Below are 22,714 nucleotides of genomic sequence, written 5' to 3'. Positions count from 1 at the left end.
TTTAGTTAGCTCTTATTTAAAACAACTTTTCCTATTGCGCATTCTAAACAACGTTTAGGTGCGCAATAGTTGTTTTTAAGCTCTAATAACGCTTGCGAATCAAATGCATTTTTAGATTTTATTTTCAATTCAGAAAACTTAGAAAGAATACTATTTTTTTCTGATTTCATATTTTCTAGTATTTCTAAAAAAGAGGCTTCATCTACTTCTCCCTTACTTTTTTGATATAAAAACTTTAACGGAATAATTGTATTTATAATTAATAAATCTATAAACGAATTTGTAAGTTTTTTTAGTGATGATTTAGATTCTGATTCAAAATTATAATGTGTTTTCCAGAACGGATTTACTTCTATTAAAAACAACTCATAAAATTCTTCTAGATTATTTATATCTATCAATTTAGAAAATAAGTTTTGGTGTTTCTGAAACAAGGAAACTAATTGTGCTATTCTAATGGTAGGAAAATTATTAGGTCGCATTCTAAAAAAAGAAAACTGTGAGTTTGGTATTGTCTCTAAATTATACTTATGTTTTAAGTACTTATACTCTATTTTTAATTCTTTATGATATTCATCTTCTATCTCCTCTTCTAAAAAACCTGCTTGCCCAAATAATAGTGCAGAAAATTCCTTTTCATTAAAACTAGTTTTCTTAATAATAGAAAAATCTACAGATTGTGCTAATCTTAAAAAAGCATCTCCGTTTATTTTTAAACCAAAATTCTTTGCTAATAACTGAAATAAAACCGATTCGAAATTATTATTTTCTTGTTGTAATAAAATATTAATTTCATCAGATTTTCTTTCTAAACGTTCAAAAAACAAACGTTCTTTCCAATTAGAAAATGTAAAATCATCTACTGTAGTTATAGAATTACTACAAGGTATCCAACTTGTTGGTGTAAAAAATAATTTTCTATAATTATTTAAAACACTCTCATCTACCAAATTTTTTAAAACTAATGTTGGTATAGCTTTATTGTTTTTCATAAAAATAGCTGCATCGTGTTCCCAAACAACATGTAAAATTACAGCATCATAATTCACATCAATTTCATGATTATGCAAATACCAATCAGACGACTTTAAATGAATTTCTACATTACCAATCCAAGTTTGATCTTCAATTTTTAGGTGAGTGTTTAAAAAATCTGGACCAGCATTTTTATTGTGTAAACCAGGTTTTGTAATTGTCAAATGCTCATTATCTGTTGTTTTAAAGTTTACGTTAGAAAATATTTTATATTTCCATACATAGTGCAGAAAACCCTCATTCATCTTTTTTATTTTAAAAGTACAAAAAAATTGATACTTCTATCAGTTTATATAATTAACAACACGCTTTAAAACAACAATATTGCCTTATTTTTGCATTTCAAAAAAAGAACAAATGAATATTATAGATAAGTTAAAATGGCGTTATGCTGTTAAAAAATTCGATACCAATAAAGAACTTTCAGAAACACAAGTTCAAATTTTAAAAGAAGCTTTTAACTTAACTGCCACTTCTTATGGTTTACAGCCTTTAAAATTAGTAGTAATTAAAAATAAAGAAATTCAAGAAAAATTAGTGCCTTTTTCTTGGAATCAGCAACAAATTGTACAAGCTTCTCACCTATTGGTTATTTGTATTCAAGATAACTACACAACAGAAGAAGTAGAGAAATATTTCAACTTAGTAAAAAAAGTAAGAAATACAGCAGATGAAATTATTACTCCGTTTAAAGAATTTCTAACAGCAGAAATAGCTAAAAAAACACAAGAAGAATTATTTATTTCAAATAAAAACCAAGCTTATATTGCCTTAGGTAATTTAATGACTGTTTGTGCTTCGCAAGAAATAGACGCTTGCCCAATGGAAGGTTTTACACCAGATAAATATGATGAAATTTTAAATTTAAAAAAGCATAATTTAAAATCTGTTTTAGTAATGCCAGTAGGTTTTAGAGCAGAAGATGATTATATGAAAGATTTAGTAAAAGTTAGGAAGAAACTAACAGATAGTGTTATTGAAATCTCTTAAATTTACATTTTAAATAAAAACATTTTTTATGAGCACAGAAGTTAGAAATTTAGCACCAAAAGAAGTTTGGAATATGTTTGCAGATTTAAATGCAGTTCCTCGTCCTTCAAAAAAAGAAGAACGTGTAATTGAATTTATGGTGAATTTTGGCAAAAACCTAAATTTAGACACATTTGTAGATAAAGTGGGTAATGTTATTATCAAAAAACAAGCTACAAAAGGTTTAGAAGACAGAAAAACGGTTGTTTTACAAAGTCATTTAGACATGGTTCATCAGAAAAACGCAGATACAGATTTCGACTTTGATAAAGAAGGAATTAAAATGCTAATCGATGGAGATTGGGTAACTGCAGATGGTACAACTTTAGGCGCAGATAATGGTTTAGGTGTTGCATCTATAATGGCTGTATTAGCTTCAACCGAAATAGAGCACCCTAATTTAGAAGCACTTTTTACTATTGATGAAGAAACTGGTATGACTGGTGCAATGGGCTTAGAAGGTGGTGTTTTAAAAGGAGATATTCTTTTAAATTTAGACACAGAAGAAGATGATGAAATTGGAATGGGTTGTGCAGGTGGCGTAGATGTTACCGCTAGAAGAACTTATGCTGAAGAAGCTGTTTCTGAAAACTCGCTTGGATATTCTATTTCTGTGCAAGGTTTAAATGGTGGACATTCTGGAATGGACATTATTAAAGGTTTAGGAAATGCTAACAAAATAATGAACCGTATTTTATTTGATGGTTTTACAAATTTTGGTTTAAGAATTTCTGAAATTAACGGAGGTAGTTTACGTAATGCTATTCCTAGAGAAAGTGTTGCCTTAGTTACAGTAGATACAATTTCTAAAGAAGCCTTTTTATTTGAAACAAATTTACTTATTAATACAATAAAAGAAGAATTTGCCACATTAGAAAGTAATTTAACTATAGAAATTAAGGAGACTACTCTTCCAGAAAAAGTAATGGAATTAGGTGTGCAAGAAGGTCTTGTAAAATCTGTTTACGCTGCATTAAACGGTGTTTATAGAATGAGTCCAGATATTACAGACTTAGTAGAAACTTCTAATAATATAGCTAGAATAATAGTAAAAGAAGGTGCAATTAAAATTGGATGTTTAACTCGTTCTTCTTCTGAAACTAATAAAATAGATTTAGCAAATTCTTTAAAAGCTGCTTTCGAATTGTCTAGTTTTAATGTTGAACTTTCTGGTGAATATCCTGGTTGGCAACCTAACGTTACATCAGAAATTTTAGATGTAGTTTCTAATTTATATGAAAATTTACATGGTGAAAAAGCAAAAGTTGCTGCCTGTCATGCAGGTTTAGAATGTGGGATTCTAGGACAGAATTACCCAGAAATGGATATGGTTTCTTTTGGCCCAACAATTAGAGGAGCACATTCCCCAGACGAAAGAGCTAGTATTACATCTACTCAAAAATTCTGGAAGTTTTTAGTTGAAATTCTAAAGAATATTCCAAAAAAATAATAAAATTACAAAAGTTTAAAACCGAAGAAAATCTTCGGTTTTTTTATGCGCTCTTTTGTGAAAAAAGAATCAAATATTCTTTTTAAACTACTAAAATACAGTGTTTTAAAACTTTATTCTTTTGTTAACATCTTTCACTTTTTAAAAACAGAAAAAAATGTAATTTTACATTTAGAAAAATCGACTAATTTTCATGGGCAAAATAATTGCAATAGCAAATCAAAAAGGTGGAGTTGGTAAAACTACCACAAGCATAAACTTAGCAGCTTCTTTAGGTGTTTTAGAGAAAAAGGTATTGTTAATAGATGCAGATCCACAGGCAAATGCGTCTTCTGGTTTAGGAATAGATGTAGAAACTGTAGAAGGTGGAACTTACCATGTATTAGAACATACACTTTCTGCAAAAGATGCAATTATAAAAACAGATTCTCCTAATGTAGATATTATACCTGCTCATATAGATTTAGTAGCTATTGAGATAGAATTGGTAGATAAGGAAGATAGAGAATACATGCTTAAAAAAGCATTAAAAGATATTAAAGACGATTATGATTACATTATAATAGACTGTGCACCTTCTTTAGGTTTAATAACATTAAACTCTTTAGTAGCAGCAGATTCTGTAATAATTCCTATTCAATGTGAATATTTTGCGTTAGAAGGTTTAGGTAAATTGTTAAATACTGTAAAAAGTGTTCAGAATATTCATAATGCAGATTTAGATATAGAAGGGCTTTTATTAACAATGTTCGATTCTCGTTTGCGTCTTTCTAACCAAGTTGTAGATGAAGTTAGAAAACATTTCTCTTCTATGGTTTTTGATACCATTATTAGAAGAAACACACGTTTAGGAGAAGCACCAAGTTATGGTGAAAGTATTATTGCATATGATGCAACTAGTAAAGGTGCTGTAAATTATTTAAATTTAGCCCAAGAATTATTAAAAAAGAATTCGTAAAAAATGGCAAAAGCAACCAGAAAACAAGCTTTAGGAAGAGGATTATCTGCTTTATTACAAGAGACACCTAATATTAATTCTGCTACAGATAAACATGCAGATAAATTAGTAGGTAGTATTATAGAAATAGAGCTAGGTTTAATAGACGTAAATCCTTTTCAACCAAGAACTTACTTCGACGAAGAGGCATTAAGAGAATTGGCAAATTCTATAAAAGAATTAGGCGTAATCCAGCCAATTACAGTAAGAAAATTAGAAGGAAATAAATTTCAATTAGTTTCTGGAGAGCGTAGATTTAGAGCTTCTAAATTAATAGGAAACAAAACAGTACCTGCATATATAAGATTAGCGAATGACCAAGAAATGCTAGAAATGGCATTGGTAGAAAACATTCAGCGTAAAAACTTAGATCCAATAGAAGTTGCACTTTCTTACCAACGTTTAATAGATGAAATTCAATTAACACAAGAAGAATTAAGTACAAGAGTTGGTAAAAAAAGATCTACAGTAACAAATTATTTACGTTTGTTAAAATTAGATCCTATTTTACAAACTGGTATGAGAGATGGTTTTATTTCTATGGGACATGGTCGTGCAATGATTAATGTAGATAATACAGAAGATCAATTGGCTATTTACGAAAAGATTTTGCGAGATAAATTATCTGTTAGACAAACGGAAGATTTAGTAAAAAGCTTAAAAACAGGTTCGATTGCTAAAACAAAGAAAAAAGCAATACCAACGTTTGTTAAAAATAGTTTAAAAGATATAAGCGAATACTTTGGCAATAAAGTAGACGTTTCTGTAAGTAATAATGGTAAAGGAAAAATATCTATTCCTTTTAATTCTGAAGAAGATTTTAATCGTATTAAAAATTTATTAAAATAAGTGATTTCAAAAAGAATCATATTCACGTTTTCAATTTTACTTTTTGCTTTTAACATTTTCAGTCAGAAAGATTCTACAAAAGTAAAAAAAACAAAAGAGAAATTATTTGTGCAAGAAGGCGTTTACAAACCTCTAGCACCTGCTAAAGCTGCTTTTTATTCTGCGGTTTTTCCTGGAATGGGACAAATCTATAATAAGAAATATTGGAAAGCACCAATAGTTTGGGGAGCATTAGCTGTACCTACTTATTTTTATTTAGAAAACAATAGCGAATATAAACGTTACAGAAGAGCTTATAAATTAAGAAAAACTGGGTTTCAAGATGAGTTTACAGACGACTTAGGTGTTGCTTCTGTTTCTTTAGAAACCTTAGAAAGAGCACAAGAACAATTAAGTGAGAACAGAGATTTATCTTTAATGTGGGGTGTAATTTTATACGTTTTGCAAATTGTAGAAGCAAGTGTAAATGCACATTTACTACAATTTAATACTGATGATAATTTATCTATAAGACCTACTTTTGTTCAAGACCCAATACTTTTTGAAGCTCCAAAAGTTGGTTTATCACTAAAATATACATTTTAAAATGAAAATTGCATTACTAGGTTACGGTAGAATGGGGAAAGAAATTGAAAAAATAGCAATTTCTAGAGGACATGAAATCGTTATAAAAAAAGATGTTGATGATCTTATCGATATTACTTTGGCAGACGTAGCTATAGATTTTAGCGTACCAACATCAGCATTTAATAATATTACAAACTGTATCGAAAATAAAGTCCCTGTAATTTCTGGTACTACTGGTTGGTTAGATAAACATGCAGATGCAATAGCACTTTGCGAAAAAGAAAAAGGTGCATTTATTTATGCATCTAACTTTAGTTTAGGTGTAAATATTTTTTTTGAGTTGAATAAACAGCTAGCTAAGATGATGCGTAATTTAGAAGATTACAATATTTCTATGGAAGAAATTCATCATACTAAAAAATTAGATGCACCAAGTGGAACTGCGATAACTTTAGCAGAAGGAATTATAGCAAATTCTTCTAAACAAAACTGGGAGTTAGGCAAAGATTCATCCGAAGAAAACATACCTATTGTTGCTAAAAGAATACCAGAAGTTCCTGGAACACATACTGTTTGGTATGATTCTGAAGTTGATTCTATAGAAATAAAACATACAGCTCACAGTAGAAAAGGCTTTGCTTTAGGTGCTGTTGTTGCTGCAGAGTGGATTATTGGTAAAACAGGAGTTTTTAGCATGAAAGATGTGTTAAACATCAGTTAAAAAATGTAACTTTTACTATTTATTTGCGCCTTACTTAAAACTAAAATAATTCCTTTTCTAAAAGGATTTTAAAATATTACAATTATGAATTTTACTGAATGGTTTATCTTTTTTCTTGTAATTCAAGTACTACATTTTTTAGGAACTTGGAAATTGTATGTAAAAGCAGGAAGAAAAGCTTGGGAAGCTGCTATTCCTATTTATAACGGAGTTGTATTAATGCAAATTATAAATAGACCTAAATGGTGGATAATTTTACTGTTTATACCGATTGTTAATTTATTAATGTTTCCTGTAATTTGGATTGAAACTGTTAGAACTTTTGGTTTTTATAAAAAATTAGATTCATTTTTAGTAATTGTTACTTTAGGATTATATATTTTCTATATTAATTATGCTACCGATGCAAAATACAATGCAGAAAGAAGCTTAAAACCTCGTTCTGAACTTGGTGAATGGGTAAGTTCTATAACATTTGCAATAATAGCTGCTACTTTAGTGCATACTTATTTTATGCAGCCTTTTACAATACCTACTTCTTCTTTAGAAAAGTCTTTATTAGTAGGAGATTACTTGTTTGTAAGTAAGTTTCATTATGGCGCTAGAGTACCATCTACAGTAATTGCATTACCAATGGTACATGATTCTATACCACTTACAAAATCTGCTTCTTATCTAAAAAAACCTCAATTACCTTATACAAGATTACCTGGTTTACAGAATATAAAAAATAATGATATTGTTTGTTTCAACTGGCCAGCAGATACACTAGCAACAATGTGGGGTGATACTTCTGGTAAATTTACCTACAAACCAGTAGACAAAAAAACAAACTATGTAAAACGTGCAGTTGGTATTGCAGGAGATTCTTTAGAATTAAGAAATGGTTACGTTTACATAAATGGGAAGAAAAATGTACTACCAGACAGAGCTAAAATTCAGTTTTACTATACTTATGAAGCAAAATCTACAATAAATAATAATACATACCCTAATTTCTTAATAAAAAAAGAAAGATCTGGTGTTTATAGAGTTCTTTCTGAGTATTGGAACAATGCTAAAATACAAGTAGCAATAAAACAGAACGGAAACTTAACTAAAATAAGTTCAGATTCTTTATATACAGAGGTTGCAGGAGGTATAAACCCTGATTTTGCAAGACGTTTGAAAATGGAATCTGTTTCTAATAAAATAAATATTAATTTAACAGAAGAAGAAGCCAATACTTTAAGAAATAAACCTGAAACAATTTCTGTTAAGAAATTAAACTTCGCTGCAGATAATGCTATTTTTCCTCATATAAAAAGTAATAAATGGAGTCAAGATAACTTTGGTCCTATTTACATTCCTAAAGCAGGAGCAACTGTAAAATTAGATTCAGAATCTTTACCTTATTACGAACAAATTATTAAAAATTACGAAAATAATGATTTAGCAATTGTTGGAGATGCTCTTTTTATCAACGGAGAAAAAGTAGAATCTTATACCTTTAAGCAAGATTATTATTGGATGATGGGAGATAATAGACACAACTCTTTAGATGCTCGTTACTTTGGGTATACTCCTTTTGATCATGTTTTAGGAAAACCTGTAATGGTATGGTGGAGTTGGGATGCGAATGCACCTAGTTTTGGCGAAAAAATAAAATCGATACGCTGGGAAAGAATCTTTAGCACAGTTGGTGGAGACGGAGAACCTGTTTCTTACAGATACCTTGTATTTGGTTTAATTGCATTATATATTGGGTATAGTTTTTTCAAAGGAAATAAAAAGAAGGCTAAAAAATAAAAATGTCATTATTTATACCCACTTATTTTTCTCCTATTTCACAATATTCAGAAATTATAAATTCTGATGAAGTAATTTTTGAAATGGATGATAATTTTCAAAAACAGAGTTATCGTAATCGATGTTATATTTTTAATACAAACGGAAAACAGTTATTAAATATACCTGTTAAACACCCTCTTTCTAGTAGTAGAAAGAAAACTAAAGATACTCTTGTAGAAAATGTAACACCTTGGCAAGATCAACATTTTAAGTCTTTAAAAACGGCATATAGAAATTCGCCCTTTTTTGAGTTTTATGTAGATGACCTTGCTCCTATTTTTGAAAAAGAATATAAATTTTTACAAGATATTAACATAGATACTTTCTTGTTTATTTCTGAAGCATTGCAATTAGAATCTAAATTTAAAAAGACAACTACTTACACAACAGAAACCCAATCTACTGATTTTAGGGCGTTAGCAGACATAAAAAATCAGCCAACACACAAAGTAAGCAAGTACATTCAGATGTTTGATGACAAGCATGGTTTTATCTCTAACCTATCAATTTTAGACCTTCTTTTCATGGAAGGACCAAATGCTATTAGTTTTTTAGAAAAAAAGCCGTAAATTTGATTGTCTACTTGAAAAAAAATCCCCCAATCCCAAGGTAGTCAACAATGAATGAACAATTTAAAAATTACATTAGACAAGTTTATTTCTATATCAGAAGAAACTGAAAAAACTCTTTTTTCTATAGCAACCCCAATTTTCCTTAAAAAAGGTGACTTAATAGCGAAAGCAGGTGAAGTAGCTAAGAATATTTATATTATAGAACAAGGTATTGCAAGATCCTTTTATACAGACAGTAAAGGGAAAGAATATATTCGAAATCTTTTTACACCAACAAGAGCTGTAGGCGCATTAGGAGCTTTAATACTAGAAAAAAAATCTAAATTTTCTTATGGTTGTTTATCCGACTGTAAATTATATGAGGTAAACTATTACGATTTTATAGAACTAACAAAAACGAATTTAGAAGTTGCTGGTTTTTATTCTAAAATCTTAGAGAAGGTATTCTTAGAGTTAGAAGCTAAAGTGTATGATTTATCCGTTTTAAATGGAACAGAAAGATATTTAAAGATTAAGGAGCAAATACCAGATATAGAAAATTTAATTCCACAATATCACATAGCCTCTTTTTTAAACATTACACCTGTTCAATTAAGTCGAATCCGTAGAGAATTGTATTCTAAAAAATAAGCTTTTATTCTTTAAGAATGATAACTTCAAAATTTATACTACACTATAGTTTACATTTTTTATTTCCTTTTCTAATAGCATTTGTGTTTTTTAGAAAAAAATGGAAAACGGTATATCTAATATTTTTATTTTCTATGTTCGTAGACTTAGATCATTTATTGGCGAACCCAATTTTCGATAAAACTAGATGTAGTATTAATTTTCACCCTTTACATTCTTATATAGCAATAACTATCTATTTTTTCGGACTTGTTTTTAAGAAAACAAGAATACTCTGTATAGCATTACTTTTTCATATGCTTACAGATTATATCGATTGTTATTTATAGTACTTTTTAAGTAGGTTATCTAACTCTGTAGAGATATTTAACTTTAATATTAAAAGAATATAAACTACCGCTATTAGAATACTTTTTAGAATAATGTTTAAAATAGGATGAATAGGTAAGTCTAATATATATACATTCTTAATAGGAAAATCCCAGAAATTAAAGGCTAAATATAAAACACCAATAATAGCAATCATTTTAACTGTTTTATCTGTAAAAGGTGTAATAGAAAACTTCTTTTTTACAAAGTATAATTTAAAAGTATTGGCACAAAAAATTACTATTAACGTAGATAATGCTAAACCATCTGTTCCCATTTCAAACTGATAATAAAATAGCTTATTTAATAAATACACAGAAACTGCCATCATAATACCAATAGGCAATGTAATTCTGTAAAATTTAGAATTATTTATAATAGCACCATTATTTCCTAGAAAGCCGTTATACAACTTTAAAAAAGAAATCATTAAAACAACAAGTGCGCCACCAGCATATTCTTTAGGTAATAAATTAAATAATTGATGCACATTTGTATTAATCAATACAAAGAAAAGACCACTAATTAACAGCAAATTTATAGAACTCTTTTTATACAAAGAAGCAACCTCTTTATGGTTATCTTCGTTTAATGTTTTAGAAGTTAATGGTTGTAAAATATTTAACATTGCTCTACTAGGAGCTTCAATAAAAGAACCAATAAAAACAGCTACAGAGTAATAAGCTGCAATTGCTAAGGTTTCTTTACCAGGAATCATAAATTTATCTATATCTAAGATAATTGCACCTGCACTTCCTGCCAAAATAATATAACCAGAAAAGCGTAAAACTTCCTTAAAATTGTCTGGTTTAGAAAACGTAAATTTAGGAATGTATATTTTAAGCGCATAAAACATCATTATAAACATTCTTAAAAAATATGCACCTGTAAGGTAATAGATAAACTCTACTTTTGTAATAAACTCTAAATAAACAGCGAATAATAAAATCATTACCACTACTCTATTCCATAATTCTTTTAAAATATTACCAAAAACAGTTTGAAAATGGACTTTAGCCCAAGAGTAAAAAATCTCGAAATAAGCACAAGCAACAGCTATTAAATAAATAACAAACGTATAATTCTTAATAATAGGGTTTTCTTCAGATAAGTAATTTCCTATTTGTTCATAGAAAAGATTCCCAAAATAAGCAATAGGAATTGCTATTAATAAAGGTAAAAAAAGAACTGAAGATAGAAAACGATCTTTCTCTAGTTTAGTAAAATAACTAGAAAAAAACTTTACAATAGTATGATGAATACCTAATGCTATTAAAGGCATTAATAAGTTAGATGTAGATAGTAAAAAGGTAACTAAACCATAATATTCATCTTCTAAAAAACGAGTGTATAAAAACAGTGTATTTACTCCGCCAAAAGCAAAACCTAAATAAATAAAAAACGTGTTTTTTAACGATTGCTTTAATACAATTCCCATACTACGAATTTAAACTTTTTAAAATAGAAGCTAAGTTTTTTGTAAGTTCTTTTCTATGGTATTTTTCAATATTTGTAGAACTAACAGTCAATTTATTTGTTTTATATTTTTGATACAATTCTAATATTTCTAATTTCAATTTTGTTTCATTATCAAAATTAATTACAACACCAGCATTAGTCTCTTTTAAAATTTTTGATAAATCTCCTTTTTCTGGCCCAATTGCCACAATAGGTCTTTTTGCTGTTAAATATTCGAATAACTTACCCGTTAAAATACCTTTGTTATTTTCTACATTAGGAATTAACAATAATAAAACTTGAGATTTTTTCTGATATTCAATTGCTATTTCATGCGTTACATAACCAAGAAAAGCGGTATTACTTTCTAACTTATTTAGTTTAACTTCAGCTTTTACTTCATCAGAAATATCTCCAATAAAATTAATTTCTAGATCCTTTTCAAATTCCGAATTCTCTAAACTAAGTTCTCTTAAAACTTTAAATAAAATTTTAGGATTGCTTTGTTTTGGCAACAAACCAATATAAGAAATAGAAAACTTAATATCTAAAACAACTTCTTTAGAAGCTAAAACTTCATCATCAAAACCATTAGTAATTACTTCTACTCGCTTCGATTTTCTAGAAAACTCTTCTTTAAGAGAATTACTAACCGTAAGTACACAATCTGCATTTTCTAAAACAAAATTCTCTAATTTTCTATTCTTATTTTTGGCAAACGAAAGCTGATTAAAATCTTTATTATAATATAAGTTAGACCAAGGATCTCTAAAATCTGCTAACCATTTTACATTATTTTTTTGATGTAATTTCTGCGCAATTAAATGCATACTATGAGGCGGACCTGTAGAAATTATTACATCTATTTTATTGGTATTTAAATAATTTTGAAGAAATTTTACAGATGGTTTAACCCAAAACACTTTAGGGTCTGGAATAAAAAAATTACCACGAACAAAAGATAATAGTCCGTTTTTACCAACATTAGAAACACCTTTTTTTTGTTCTTTATTTTTTTTCCAAAATAAAACATCTGTAGGCTCCCAAATTGGTTGTTTTAAAATTTCTATATTTTTAGGAACTTCTTTTAATAATGAAAAATCTTCTTTAGGATATGTACCATCATCAACTGTATAAACAACAGGTTCTATGTCAAAATTTTGTAAATACTTTACAAACTTAAGCCAACGTTGTACCCCAGAACCTCCTGCAGGTGGCCAATAATATGTAATTATTAAGACTTTCAAACGTGTAAATTATTATATAAGTTAAGCAATTTTTTAGAAGTTTCTTCCCAACAAAACTCGTTTTGCACAAACTCTTTACCATTATTACCTAATTCTGTTCTTAACGGCTTACTTTTGTATAAAGCTAAAACCTTGTTCGAAAAATCTTCTACATCTTTCTCTTTATGCACCAAGCCAGCATCAACTTTCTCTATAAGTCTTTTTTGTGCAATTGCATCGCTTACTAACAATGGTTTTGCAAAACTCATGTATTGAAAAATCTTATTGGCATACGCAACGTCATGTTGTAAATTTCTATGCAATGGCGAAATACATATTTCACTTGCTAAAATATAAGATTGAAAAAGTGAAACATTTTGCCAACCTTCAAAATCTACAAAATCTTCTAATTGCAAATCTTTTACTTGTTGTTTTAGTATTGCATCTGTAGTATTCTTACCTACAATTACTAACTTAACATTAGGTATTTTATCTTTTAACTTAGTTAATGCAGCAATAGCAGTTTGTAGTCCTCTTCTTAAATGTGTGTCTCCTAAATAGAGAATTACAAAGTTATTTTTATACTTTTCTATTAGAGATTCTTCAACGGTGTATTCTTCAAAAAACGACTTTCTAATAGTATTTGGCACTAAAACTAGTTTGTCTTTTTCTAAAGGTAATCTTGTTGCCAACGTTTCTAAAAATTCTGGCGAAACTGAAATAACTTTAGCTGCTTTTCGTATAAACTCTTCTTCTTTTTGCTTCCATTTTTGAGGAGAAATAATATATTTTCCGGGAAATTTCTGCAAATGAGGATAAAGCTTCATTACTTCTGGCATATTATCATGCAAATCTAAAACTACAGGTAATTTCTTGTTTTTATTAGAATTATAGACTGCTTCTGCAATTCGAATATCATGAATATGTAAAACAGCTACTTTTGTTTCCTCAATAAATTTAGAGATTTTTTGCTTCATTAAAAATGAATACAATGGCGTTGTATATGCTAATGCAGATAATTTATATTCAAATTTATTAGAGACATATCTTTTAACTTGAATTCCATTTATAATTTCAGACTCTTTTTCATCACCGTATTTCAGACAAAAAAGAAATACTTCATGTCCGTTATTTACCAAAGAAACTGCTTCATTTTCTACTCTTGGATCTGGTGGAAACGGAGCATCTAAAATCATTCCTATTTTCATGATTGTTGTTTCTTCTTTTTCTTATCATAAAAAAACCAACCAATAGAAACAAACAACAGCAAACCGTATGAAATTAAAGAAACCACTTTTCCTTTTTTAATTACTTCTGGTTCAAACTTAAACTCGATATTATGTGCTCCTGCAGGAATATTCATTCCACGTAAAACATAGTTTACGCTATAATGAGGTGTTAATACTCCATCTAGATAAGCATTCCAACCTTCTTTGTAATAAATTTCAGAAAAAACAGCAAACTGCGCTTTTTCTGTTTTAGATTGATATGTTAATGTAGTTACATTACTCTCTGTTAATTTAATTGTTGCAGTAGTATCTATTTCTTTAGAAAAATTAAAATTAGCTTCTTTATAGTTACTTTCTAAAATAACTGCGGCTCTTTTTGTATTTAAAGAATCTAAAGCTAGTATTTCTTCATTTGCATTATTTACAGGAATCAATTTTTCTACAAACCAAACATTTCCATTTGCTTCAATATTTTGTTGTGCTTGTGGCTTTCCTTTATCATCTGGTATAATAAAATATTTAGTATTTAACATGTTTAGAACTTGCATGTTATTCTTCGCTATTTGAAAATCGAATAACTCTTGATAACGTCCTAATTTAGCAGCATGATAACCACCAATTGAATTATGAAAATAAGAGGTACTTCCATCATTCATTGGATCTACAACAAAATTTGCAACTCTATAATGTGTTTTATCTTGTAAAATCTTTTTATCTGCTGCAGAAGCCGTAAATGGTTTTTCTATCTTTCTTGCAGATTTAAAATCGTCTGCACTTACATATTTCTTATCAACAGAAATTAAATCGAAAAGAATAAAAACGGTTAATGCTAAAATTACAAAAACAGATTTTAATTTACGTTTTAGAAAAAACCATAAAACGGTACTAGAAATAAATACCAAAACCAAAGAACGAAGACTATCTGAAAATAACATTGCTTTTCTATCTGCTATTACTGCATCTAAAAAACCAGGAATTTCACTGTATTGTTGTGCATCTCTTAAACCTTCGAACGTACCAAACATGTGTGCAAAACCAAAACCTACTAAAATTAAACCGCCAAAAACAATTACAGCTTTCTTTAAATATTCTTGCTTCTCTTTTGCATCTATTTTAGAAGAAAAGAATTCTTTTAAACCTAAAACGGCTAAAATTGGCACACATAATTCTGCTATTACTTGTATAGAAGATACTGCTCTAAATTTATTATAAAGAGGAATGTAATCTATAAAAAAGTTTGTTACAAAATCTAAATTTCTACCCCAACTTAAAACAATTGAGAAAATAGTTGCTGCTACTAGCCATTGTTTTAATCTTCCTTTTACTAAAAACATTCCTAAGAAAAATAGAAAGAAAATTACTGCACCAATATATGCTGGTGCTTCTACAATTGGTTGATCTCCCCAATACGTTAATACTTGTTCAGAATAATCTGCAGCTGCTTTTTTACCCGCTTTCTCTTCTACAAATTTGTAAAAGTTAGAACTTTTACCTAACTTTTCTACAGTTCCTCCGCCCATAAAACGAGGGATAAATAGATTAAAAGTTTCTAATTTAGCGTAACTGTATTGTGTTATATATGCTTTATCTAATCCTTTTGTAACTTGTTTATTAGAACCATCTAAATTTATTGTTAACTCAGATTTACCTCTTGTACTGTAATCTGCATACTCTTTCATTGCCATTAAACGTGGCGCATTTGCACCAACACCTAAAGCAACTGCAGCAATAATTACTGCTGCTTGTTTTATAAAAACCGGAAATTGTTTTTCTTTAATTGCATTTATAAACTCTACAACACCTAAAATCAGTAAACAAAAACCTAGATAATAAGTCATTTGAATGTGATTTGTATAAATTTCTAAAGCAATTGCTAAACCTGTAACAATAAAACCAAGTACAAATTTTCTTTGAAAAACCCATAAAACACCTGCTAATACTAATGGCATATAGGCAATTGCATGCGCTTTTGCATTGTGTCCTGCTCCAAAAATAATTATTAAATATGTAGAGAACCCAAAGGCTAATGAACCTAATACGGCCAATCTCCAATTCACTTTTAAGGCCATCATTAATACAAAGAAACTTAAGAAATATAAGAACGTGTAATCTGCTGGTCTTGGTAAGAAACGAAGTAATTTATCTAAACTTCTAACAATATCGTTTGGGTAATAAGCACTTACTTGGTATGCTGGCATTCCGCTAAAAGATGCACCTGTCCAATAAGGTTCTGCATTATTATCTGCTCTAAAATCATTAATATCTTTTACCATTCCTCTAAACTGAGTAATGTCTGATTGATTTAATTTCTGACCTTTTAAAACAGGATGAAAATAAATAATAGAAGCCAATGCAAAAATAAGAATAGCAACTAGGTAAGGAAAAAATTTAGTAAGTTTCACTTCGATATTGTTTTATGGTTGACAAAAAGATGATTGAAAAAATTAATCTATTTCTTCAAAATCTACATATTCACCAACAGATTTTTTACTTTCTTGTTGGCTTCCTGGTTTTTTATCAATAATTGTTTCACCTTCTTTTACAGAAGATTTCTGTTGTTGCTGTTTTTGTTGTCCTCCAAATTGCTGTTCAGCTTTTTTCTGAATTGTTTCCGCAGCTTTTTTCATTAAGTAAGGTGCAAAAAGTCTTGCTAAAAACTTAAATCCGTAATAAAATAAAACGATGAAAAAGATTGTTTTAAGTAAACCCATTTATAAAATTAATTTAAAAAATATATCAAAAATAACAATTTGAGTACAATTGAAGCGTTATGAATCTATAAAACTTTCTTAAAGCTAAAAAAGTAGCGTTTGCCTTTATAAAATAGCTTTTTTATCCTATGTTTGTGAAGCATGTTATACTTAAAATGTAAACCCTTTTCTTTTCCTATGAATGTGAGTAGATTACACCTTTTTATTGTATTCTTTTTAGTTGGTTATCTTTCTGTTTTTGCGCAATATACAGACGTAATTAACTCTAATAAACCTGGTTTTTCTGAAAGCCCATATAGTGTTGGTACTGGCGTTTATCAATTTGAAAGTAACGTATTTTTTAGAAATACAAGTATAGAACCTACCTTTTCGATACCACAATCTTTAGGTTTAGATTTAATGTTTAGAACTAGCTTCTTTTTAGAAAAGTTAGAATTGAATGCACAATTAACCTACCAACAAGACAAAGTTGCTTTTAAAAATATTTTCACCTCTAGTTATCCTTCTACTGGTTTTAGTAGAATGACAATTGGAGCAAAATACTTAGTTTTTCAGCAAGAATATGAAGACAAGTCTAAAGAAGTTAGAAGTTGGAAACGACGACATGCATTTGATACTAAAAGATTAATTCCTTCTGTAGCTGTGTATTTGGGTATGAATACAGATTTTATAAACGAAATTCATAAAACAGGAAGTATTACACCCAAAGTAGGTATTTTACTACAACACAACCTTACTACAGATTTTAATGTAATTACCAATTTTTATTATGATAATATTGGCTCAGATTTTTCTGAATTCTCTTACATTATTACTGCAACACAAAATTTCACAGATCAATGGTCTGCTTTTTTTGAAAACCAAACTATTTTTAAAGAATACCAAAACAACACAAATTTAGGTTTAGGTGTGGCCTACTTATATAGTAGAGATTTGCAATTTAATACTTCTGGAAGATTACTTTTTGAAGGAAAATCGCAAGGATTCTATGCTGGTTTAGGAGTTTCTTACAGAATTAACAGACATAGAGATTCTTACAAAGAATTAGATGATAATGGTTTAGAATTAAAAGAAACACCTATCTCTAAATATAACAAATCTCAAAATGGTTTCTTTAATCGTCTTTTTAGCATTTTCAAGAAAAAAGATAAAAGTACAAGAACAAGACCTACTAGAAGTCGAAAAGCAAAAACAAAGAAAAAAAGTGGTGGCTTTCTAGGTTTATTTGGGAAGAAAAAACCAAAAGTAAAAAAAGAAGAAACTGAAATTGAAAAGTTAGAAAGAGAAATAAAAGAGATGGAAGAGGAGATAAAGAAAGAAGAGAAGAAAAAAAATGGTAATAATTAGAATTCACTTTTTAAGATGATTACACTAAAAAAAGTAACAAATAAAAAGGAAATGAAGCAGTTTGTTACGTTTCCTTTTTCATTATATAAAGATCATAAATATTGGGTTCCTCCTATTATTAAAGATGAAGTTGATAATTTTGATCCAAAGAAAAATCCTGTTTTCGAAAATGCAGACGCACAGTTTTTTATTGCACTTAGAAACGGCGAAATTGTTGGTAGAATTGTAGCTATAATTAATTGGTTTGAAGTTGAAAAACAACAAATTAAGAAAATGCGCTTTGGCTGGTTCGATTTTATTGATGACATTAAGGTTTCTGAAGCCTTATTAGAAAAAGTAAAAGAAATAGGTTTAGAGAATAAGTTAGACTATTTAGAAGGACCAGTTGGTTTTAATAACTTAGATAAAACAGGCGTTTTAGTTGAAGGTTTCGACCATATTGGAACCATGATTACTTGGTACAATCACCCATATTACAAAGACCATTTAGAAAAATTAGGCTTTGTTAAAGAGAAAGAGTATTTAGAAAATAAGTTCAAATTTAAAAATGTAGATGCTGTTTATTTTGATAGAATAAGTAGTATTATAAAAAGACGTTTTAAGCTAAAAGCATTAGATTTTACAAAAACAAAAGACATAATGCCTTATGTAGATGAAATGTTTGAGGTTTTTGATAAGTCTTATTCTAAGCTATCTACTTTTGTTCCTATTTCCGATGCTCAAATTGCATTTTTTAAGAAGAAATATATTAGTTTTATCAACCCAGAATATATAAAATTCGTGGTAGATGAGCATAATAAAGTAGTAGCTTTTGCAATTGTAATGCCTTCTTTTTCGGAAGCTTTACAGAAGGCTAAAGGAAAATTATTCCCTTTTGGCTTGTTTCATTTATTAAAAGCGAGAAAGCACTCTAAAGATGTTACGTTCTATTTAATTGGCGTGCATCCAGATTACCAAAATAAAGGTGTACATGCAATTATTTTCGATCAATACACAAAAACATTTGCTCCTTTAGGAATTGATAATTGCATAAGAACACCAGAGTTAGAAGATAATGAAGCCATAAAAAAATTATGGGAAAACTTTAATCCTGTAACACATAAAAGACGAAGAACTTATAAAAAAAATATTTAATTAAGCGCACTTCATTTAAACGAAAATGCCTTGTCTTTATAACGCTATTTATATACCCCTTTGTACCTTTGTAAGACAGAAACTTTAGAAAACTTAATACATGCAACTATTCTATAATTCAGAAATTTCTACAGAAACACAACAAATAACTTTCGATAAAATCGAAAGCAAACATATTGTACGTGTTTTAAGAAAAACAGAAGGCGATATTCTAAAAATTACAAACGGAAAAGGATATTTATTTGATGCTGAAATTAGTTTTGCTAACGATAAAAGATGCTCTGCATTAATTATTAAAGCTGAAGAAAAACCAAAACCTTGGAATTATTATTTGCACATTGCAATTGCACCTACAAAGAATAATGACAGAATAGAATGGTTTTTAGAAAAAGCAACAGAAATTGGTATTGATGAAATTACACCAATTATTTGTTCTAATTCTGAACGTAGAATTGTAAAACTAGAACGATTTGAAAAAATTATTCAGTCTGCAATGAAACAGTCTTTAAAATTTACCTTACCAAAACTGAATGAACCAATAAAGTTTAATGAATTTATTAATAAAGATTTTAATGGTAACATTTGTATTGCTCATTGCGAAGAACAAGACAAAAACTTATTACAATCTGTTATAAAACCTTCAGAAAAAACAACAATTCTTATAGGACCAGAAGGCGATTTTTCTACTGAAGAAATAAAAAAAGCACTAGCTAAAAATTTTACGCCTATTTCTTTAGGTGAAAGTAGATTAAGAACAGAAACAGCTGCTTTAGTTGCTGTAAATATTGTTTCGTTTATCAATCAGTAATTCACTATCTTGCTTTGCATAACAAAATTTCTGTTCGCGTAAATTTCTGTTTTTCTTAGAAATTATATTAAGAACTCTTTACTTTATGAAAAAAAATATATTTCTAATCTTTACTTTTATATGTATTACTGTAAATGCGCAAGACGTTGCTATATTAAAATATAATGGTGGTGGAGATTGGTATTCTAACCCAACGGCAATACCTAATTTAGTAGCCTTTGCCAACACAAATATAAAAACTAATATTTCTAAAAACCCACAAACTGTTGCTGTAGGTAATGAAGACCTTTTTAGCTTTCCAATGGTTTTTATGACTGGCCATGGAAATGTCTTTTTCTCTAGTGAAGAAGCACAAAACCTAAGAAATTATTTAATTTCTGGTGGTTTTTTACATATTTCAGATAATTATGGTTTAGATAAATTTATACGAAAAGAAATTAAAAAAGTTTTTCCGAAGTTAGATTTTAAAGAAGTACCAAGTAATCATGCTATTTATAACCAGACTTTTAAGTTTCCTAACGGAATTCCTAAAATTCATGAACATGACAAAAAAACTGCACAAGGTTTTGGTATTTTCTATGAAGGTAGATTAGTAGTTTTTTATGATTACGAAACCGATTTAAGCGATGGTTGGGAAGACGAAATTATACACAACAACCCTAAAAGCGTAAGAGAAAAAGCTTTAAAAATGGGTTCTAATATTATTGAATACGCTTTTAAGAACTAAAATTATAATGCATGCAAAACCAAATAGATATAGATGCTATAAAAATAAACTTCGATGCTAGCGGATTGTGGGTTTTAAATATTGCAATTGGTATTATTATGTTTGGTGTCGCTTTAGGTATTTCTATTGATGATTTTAAACGTCTTTTAAAAAAACCTAAAATACTTTTTGTAGGTGTTTTATCTCAATTTTTCTTATTACCTGCTTTTACTTTTCTTGCAATATTAATTATAGAACCTCATCCTAGTTTTGCTTTAGGAATGATGATGATTGCTGCTTGCCCTGGAGGAAATGTTTCTAACTTTTTTAGTAAAATGGCTGGCGGAAACGCTGCTTTATCTGTAAGCTTAACTGCCTTTGCCACCTTAATTTGTATTTTTATGACTCCTTTTAATTTACATTTCTGGGGAAGTTTATATGAACCAACAAATGCTATTTTAGAAACGGTAGAACTAAACTGGGTAGATTTATTAAAACTGGTTTCTCTAATTTTAGGAATTCCATTATTTTTTGGAATGCTTATAAAACATTACCATTCTAAAATGGCAGATAAAATAGAAAAAGTATTAAAACCTTTATCGATGCTGGTTTTTATAGCTCTTATATTTATTGCTTTCTCTCAAAACTTAGACGTTTTTGCAAATCATATTCATCATGTTATTCTATTGGTTATTTTTCATAATATTTTTGCATACATTTTAGGCTTTTACACCGCTAAAAGTTTCGGTTTAAACAAACAAGACACTAAAACTATTGCCATAGAAACGGGTATACAAAATGGTGGTTTGGGTTTATTATTAATCTTTGGTTTCTTCGACGGTTTAGGCGGAATGGCTTTATTAGCTGCTTTCTGGGGAATTTGGGATGTTTTCTCTGGAATTCTTCTAGCTACCTATTGGGGAAGAAAATCTAGCAAAAAAAAGACATTAAAAGCACTATAATTTATGATTCAAAAAATTTGGTTTACACTAGTTTGGAGCTATATAAAGTTTGGTTTATTTTTTTACAGTAAAAAAATAACAGTTCTAGGTAGAGAAAATATTCCGAAGAAAGGTGCCGTTTTATTTGCTGTAAATCACCCAAATGGTTTGGTAGATCCTCTATATGTTACTACAACTAATAACAGACAAAATCATTTTTTAGTTAGAGCAGCTTCTTTTAAAAATCCTATTGTAAAAAAGATTTTAGAATCTTTATACTTAATGCCTATTTATAGAATTAGAGACGGTATTCAGCAGTTAGCAAACAACCAACAGATTTTCGAAAAATGCCATAATATTTTAAAAAAAGGAGAATCATTAATGATTTTTCCTGAAGGTAGCCACGATAAAAAAAGAGCGATTAGACCATTAAGTAAAGGTTTTACTAGAATTGTTTTTGGTGCTTTAGAAAAATATAAAGATTTAGAAATAACTGTTATTCCTGTAGGAATTACTTACCAACACCCTTCTCATTTCCCTGCAAAGGTTATTGTAAATTACGGAAAACCAATTACTACAAGAAATATTTTCGAAGAAAACACGTTAGCAAAATCTATAAATATATTAAAAGAAAACGTGTCTAAACAATTAAAAACATTAACTGTTCATATTACTGATAATGAAAATTATGATGTTATTTTAGAAAAGCTAAATAATGCTCAAGTAGATTTTACAGAAGTAAAAAAGATAAATAAAATGATTAAAAACCATTCATTTCCTTCTAAAAAATCTCCAAAGAAAAATTACTTGAAGCCTCTTTTCTATTTAATAGTATTAAATAGTATTATTCCGTTTTTACTTTGGAAACAAGCTTCTAAAAAAATTGATGAAATAGAGTTTATAGATACTTTTAGATTTAGTTTAAATCTATTTTTATGTAGTTTCTTTTATTGTTTACAAGCACATGTTCTAAGCCTATATTACGGAAATATAGTTGGTTTATTTTACTTAACATTTTCTGCTTTGCTAATTCTTATTTATGTAAAACTAGCGCCTACAAATGCTAAAAAACATATAGAATTTGTAGAAGTTAGCAAATAAGTCT

The 22,714-nt window shown here is 28.7% G+C and carries 22 protein-coding genes; 16 read left to right on the top strand and 6 right to left on the bottom strand.

Annotated elements, in window-relative coordinates:
* Nucleotides 1–5: 5 nt before the first annotated feature.
* Nucleotides 6–1,280, bottom strand: coding sequence for a DUF2851 family protein (locus tag SHK09_RS13755; RefSeq protein ID WP_319811365.1), 1,275 nt, complete (start codon nt 1,278–1,280; stop codon nt 6–8).
* A gap of 112 nt (nt 1,281–1,392) precedes the next feature.
* Between SHK09_RS13755 and SHK09_RS13750 the strand changes: the two genes are divergently transcribed.
* From SHK09_RS13750 to SHK09_RS13705, 10 genes are all read left to right on the top strand, one after another.
* The gene (locus SHK09_RS13750; protein ID WP_319811364.1) at nt 1,393–2,025 is read left to right on the top strand and encodes an NAD(P)H-dependent oxidoreductase; all 633 of its coding nucleotides are present in this window, start codon (nt 1,393–1,395) and stop codon (nt 2,023–2,025) included.
* A gap of 28 nt (nt 2,026–2,053) precedes the next feature.
* Nucleotides 2,054–3,514, top strand: coding sequence for an aminoacyl-histidine dipeptidase (locus SHK09_RS13745; protein ID WP_319811363.1), 1,461 nt, complete (start codon nt 2,054–2,056; stop codon nt 3,512–3,514).
* A 193-nt stretch (nt 3,515–3,707) separates the two neighbouring features.
* On the top strand, nt 3,708–4,472 hold the full coding sequence (locus SHK09_RS13740) for an AAA family ATPase (RefSeq protein ID WP_319811362.1): 765 nt from the start codon (nt 3,708–3,710) through the stop codon (nt 4,470–4,472).
* 3 nt (nt 4,473–4,475) lie between these two features.
* Nucleotides 4,476–5,360, top strand: coding sequence for a ParB/RepB/Spo0J family partition protein (locus SHK09_RS13735; protein ID WP_319811361.1), 885 nt, complete (start codon nt 4,476–4,478; stop codon nt 5,358–5,360).
* Complete coding sequence (locus tag SHK09_RS13730; protein ID WP_319811360.1) at nt 5,361–5,945, top strand: DUF5683 domain-containing protein; 585 nt, start codon at nt 5,361–5,363, stop codon at nt 5,943–5,945. It begins immediately after the preceding gene.
* Between the two features lies 1 nt (nt 5,946).
* Nucleotides 5,947–6,648 carry a 4-hydroxy-tetrahydrodipicolinate reductase gene (dapB, locus tag SHK09_RS13725; RefSeq protein ID WP_319811359.1) on the top strand — a complete coding sequence of 234 codons (702 nt, stop codon included), beginning with the start codon at nt 5,947–5,949 and terminating at the stop codon, nt 6,646–6,648.
* Nucleotides 6,649–6,732: 84 nt separating this feature from the next.
* Nucleotides 6,733–8,436, top strand: coding sequence for a signal peptidase I (gene lepB, locus SHK09_RS13720; RefSeq protein ID WP_319811358.1), 1,704 nt, complete (start codon nt 6,733–6,735; stop codon nt 8,434–8,436).
* A gap of 2 nt (nt 8,437–8,438) precedes the next feature.
* Nucleotides 8,439–9,047, top strand: a complete 609-nt coding sequence (locus tag SHK09_RS13715) for a WbqC family protein (protein ID WP_319811357.1) — start codon at nt 8,439–8,441, stop codon at nt 9,045–9,047.
* A 54-nt stretch (nt 9,048–9,101) separates the two neighbouring features.
* Nucleotides 9,102–9,680, top strand: coding sequence for a Crp/Fnr family transcriptional regulator (locus SHK09_RS13710; RefSeq protein ID WP_319811356.1), 579 nt, complete (start codon nt 9,102–9,104; stop codon nt 9,678–9,680).
* Nucleotides 9,681–9,697: 17 nt separating this feature from the next.
* Entirely contained in the window at nt 9,698–10,009 is a 312-nt protein-coding gene (locus SHK09_RS13705) for a DUF6122 family protein (protein WP_319811355.1), read from the top strand.
* Here SHK09_RS13705 and SHK09_RS13700 read toward each other — a convergent pair.
* The 5 genes from SHK09_RS13700 to SHK09_RS13680 are packed head-to-tail and all read right to left on the bottom strand — an operon-like array spanning nt 10,000 to nt 16,673.
* Entirely contained in the window at nt 10,000–11,487 is a 1,488-nt protein-coding gene (locus SHK09_RS13700) for a lipopolysaccharide biosynthesis protein (protein WP_319811354.1), read from the bottom strand. The two genes, SHK09_RS13705 and SHK09_RS13700, sit on opposite strands and share 10 nt — an antisense overlap.
* A gap of 1 nt (nt 11,488) precedes the next feature.
* The gene (locus tag SHK09_RS13695; protein ID WP_319811353.1) at nt 11,489–12,754 is read right to left on the bottom strand and encodes a glycosyltransferase family 4 protein; all 1,266 of its coding nucleotides are present in this window, start codon (nt 12,752–12,754) and stop codon (nt 11,489–11,491) included.
* Nucleotides 12,751–13,941: a glycosyltransferase family 4 protein gene (locus SHK09_RS13690; protein ID WP_319811352.1), complete on the bottom strand. Its 1,191-nt coding sequence runs from the start codon at nt 13,939–13,941 to the stop codon at nt 12,751–12,753. Before SHK09_RS13690 ends, SHK09_RS13695 begins: the two co-directional genes overlap by 4 nt.
* Nucleotides 13,938–16,364, bottom strand: coding sequence for a YfhO family protein (locus SHK09_RS13685; protein ID WP_319811351.1), 2,427 nt, complete (start codon nt 16,362–16,364; stop codon nt 13,938–13,940). Before SHK09_RS13685 ends, SHK09_RS13690 begins: the two co-directional genes overlap by 4 nt.
* A 42-nt stretch (nt 16,365–16,406) precedes the next feature.
* On the bottom strand, nt 16,407–16,673 hold the full coding sequence (locus SHK09_RS13680; protein ID WP_319811350.1) for a DUF4834 family protein: 267 nt from the start codon (nt 16,671–16,673) through the stop codon (nt 16,407–16,409).
* Nucleotides 16,674–16,850: 177 nt separating this feature from the next.
* Here SHK09_RS13680 and SHK09_RS13675 point away from each other — a divergent pair, with 177 nt between their 5' ends.
* The 6 genes from SHK09_RS13675 (at nt 16,851) to SHK09_RS13650 (ending at nt 22,710) form a co-directional block, all read left to right on the top strand.
* On the top strand, nt 16,851–18,020 hold the full coding sequence (locus tag SHK09_RS13675; RefSeq protein ID WP_319811349.1) for a transporter: 1,170 nt from the start codon (nt 16,851–16,853) through the stop codon (nt 18,018–18,020).
* Between the two features lie 15 nt (nt 18,021–18,035).
* Nucleotides 18,036–19,154 carry a GTP cyclohydrolase gene (locus SHK09_RS13670; RefSeq protein WP_319811348.1) on the top strand — a complete coding sequence of 373 codons (1,119 nt, stop codon included), beginning with the start codon at nt 18,036–18,038 and terminating at the stop codon, nt 19,152–19,154.
* A 100-nt stretch (nt 19,155–19,254) separates the two neighbouring features.
* Nucleotides 19,255–19,962 carry a 16S rRNA (uracil(1498)-N(3))-methyltransferase gene (locus SHK09_RS13665; protein WP_319811347.1) on the top strand — a complete coding sequence of 236 codons (708 nt, stop codon included), beginning with the start codon at nt 19,255–19,257 and terminating at the stop codon, nt 19,960–19,962.
* An 85-nt stretch (nt 19,963–20,047) separates the two neighbouring features.
* On the top strand, nt 20,048–20,689 hold the full coding sequence (locus SHK09_RS13660; protein WP_319811346.1) for a DUF4159 domain-containing protein: 642 nt from the start codon (nt 20,048–20,050) through the stop codon (nt 20,687–20,689).
* A gap of 11 nt (nt 20,690–20,700) precedes the next feature.
* Nucleotides 20,701–21,630 (top strand): bile acid:sodium symporter family protein, encoded by a 930-nt coding sequence (locus SHK09_RS13655; protein WP_319811345.1) that lies wholly within the window; start codon nt 20,701–20,703, stop codon nt 21,628–21,630.
* 3 nt (nt 21,631–21,633) lie between these two features.
* On the top strand, nt 21,634–22,710 hold the full coding sequence (locus SHK09_RS13650) for a lysophospholipid acyltransferase family protein (protein ID WP_319811344.1): 1,077 nt from the start codon (nt 21,634–21,636) through the stop codon (nt 22,708–22,710).
* The last annotated feature ends 4 nt before the right edge of the window (nt 22,711–22,714 follow it).

Source organism: Polaribacter sp. PL03 (assembly GCF_033875165.1).
In the GTDB taxonomy this organism is placed as follows: Bacteria; Bacteroidota; Bacteroidia; order Flavobacteriales; family Flavobacteriaceae; genus Polaribacter.
This window is presented reverse-complemented; position numbering and strand designations above follow the sequence as displayed.

Excerpts from the sequence above, each read along its gene's own strand:
- SHK09_RS13755 (WP_319811365.1), bottom strand. The coding sequence starts at position 1,280 with ATGAATGAGGGTTTTCTGCACTATGTATGGAAATATAAAATATTTTCT.
- SHK09_RS13750 (WP_319811364.1), top strand. The coding sequence starts at position 1,393 with ATGAATATTATAGATAAGTTAAAATGGCGTTATGCTGTTAAAAAATTC.
- SHK09_RS13745 (WP_319811363.1), top strand. The coding sequence starts at position 2,054 with ATGAGCACAGAAGTTAGAAATTTAGCACCAAAAGAAGTTTGGAATATG.
- SHK09_RS13740 (WP_319811362.1), top strand. The coding sequence starts at position 3,708 with ATGGGCAAAATAATTGCAATAGCAAATCAAAAAGGTGGAGTTGGTAAA.
- SHK09_RS13735 (WP_319811361.1), top strand. The coding sequence starts at position 4,476 with ATGGCAAAAGCAACCAGAAAACAAGCTTTAGGAAGAGGATTATCTGCT.
- dapB (WP_319811359.1), top strand. The coding sequence starts at position 5,947 with ATGAAAATTGCATTACTAGGTTACGGTAGAATGGGGAAAGAAATTGAA.
- lepB (WP_319811358.1), top strand. The coding sequence starts at position 6,733 with ATGAATTTTACTGAATGGTTTATCTTTTTTCTTGTAATTCAAGTACTA.
- SHK09_RS13715 (WP_319811357.1), top strand. The coding sequence starts at position 8,439 with ATGTCATTATTTATACCCACTTATTTTTCTCCTATTTCACAATATTCA.
- SHK09_RS13710 (WP_319811356.1), top strand. The coding sequence starts at position 9,102 with ATGAACAATTTAAAAATTACATTAGACAAGTTTATTTCTATATCAGAA.
- SHK09_RS13705 (WP_319811355.1), top strand. The coding sequence starts at position 9,698 with ATGATAACTTCAAAATTTATACTACACTATAGTTTACATTTTTTATTT.
- SHK09_RS13700 (WP_319811354.1), bottom strand. The coding sequence starts at position 11,487 with ATGGGAATTGTATTAAAGCAATCGTTAAAAAACACGTTTTTTATTTAT.
- SHK09_RS13690 (WP_319811352.1), bottom strand. The coding sequence starts at position 13,941 with ATGAAAATAGGAATGATTTTAGATGCTCCGTTTCCACCAGATCCAAGA.
- SHK09_RS13680 (WP_319811350.1), bottom strand. The coding sequence starts at position 16,673 with ATGGGTTTACTTAAAACAATCTTTTTCATCGTTTTATTTTATTACGGA.
- SHK09_RS13675 (WP_319811349.1), top strand. The coding sequence starts at position 16,851 with ATGAATGTGAGTAGATTACACCTTTTTATTGTATTCTTTTTAGTTGGT.
- SHK09_RS13670 (WP_319811348.1), top strand. The coding sequence starts at position 18,036 with ATGATTACACTAAAAAAAGTAACAAATAAAAAGGAAATGAAGCAGTTT.
- SHK09_RS13665 (WP_319811347.1), top strand. The coding sequence starts at position 19,255 with ATGCAACTATTCTATAATTCAGAAATTTCTACAGAAACACAACAAATA.
- SHK09_RS13660 (WP_319811346.1), top strand. The coding sequence starts at position 20,048 with ATGAAAAAAAATATATTTCTAATCTTTACTTTTATATGTATTACTGTA.
- SHK09_RS13655 (WP_319811345.1), top strand. The coding sequence starts at position 20,701 with ATGCAAAACCAAATAGATATAGATGCTATAAAAATAAACTTCGATGCT.
- SHK09_RS13650 (WP_319811344.1), top strand. The coding sequence starts at position 21,634 with ATGATTCAAAAAATTTGGTTTACACTAGTTTGGAGCTATATAAAGTTT.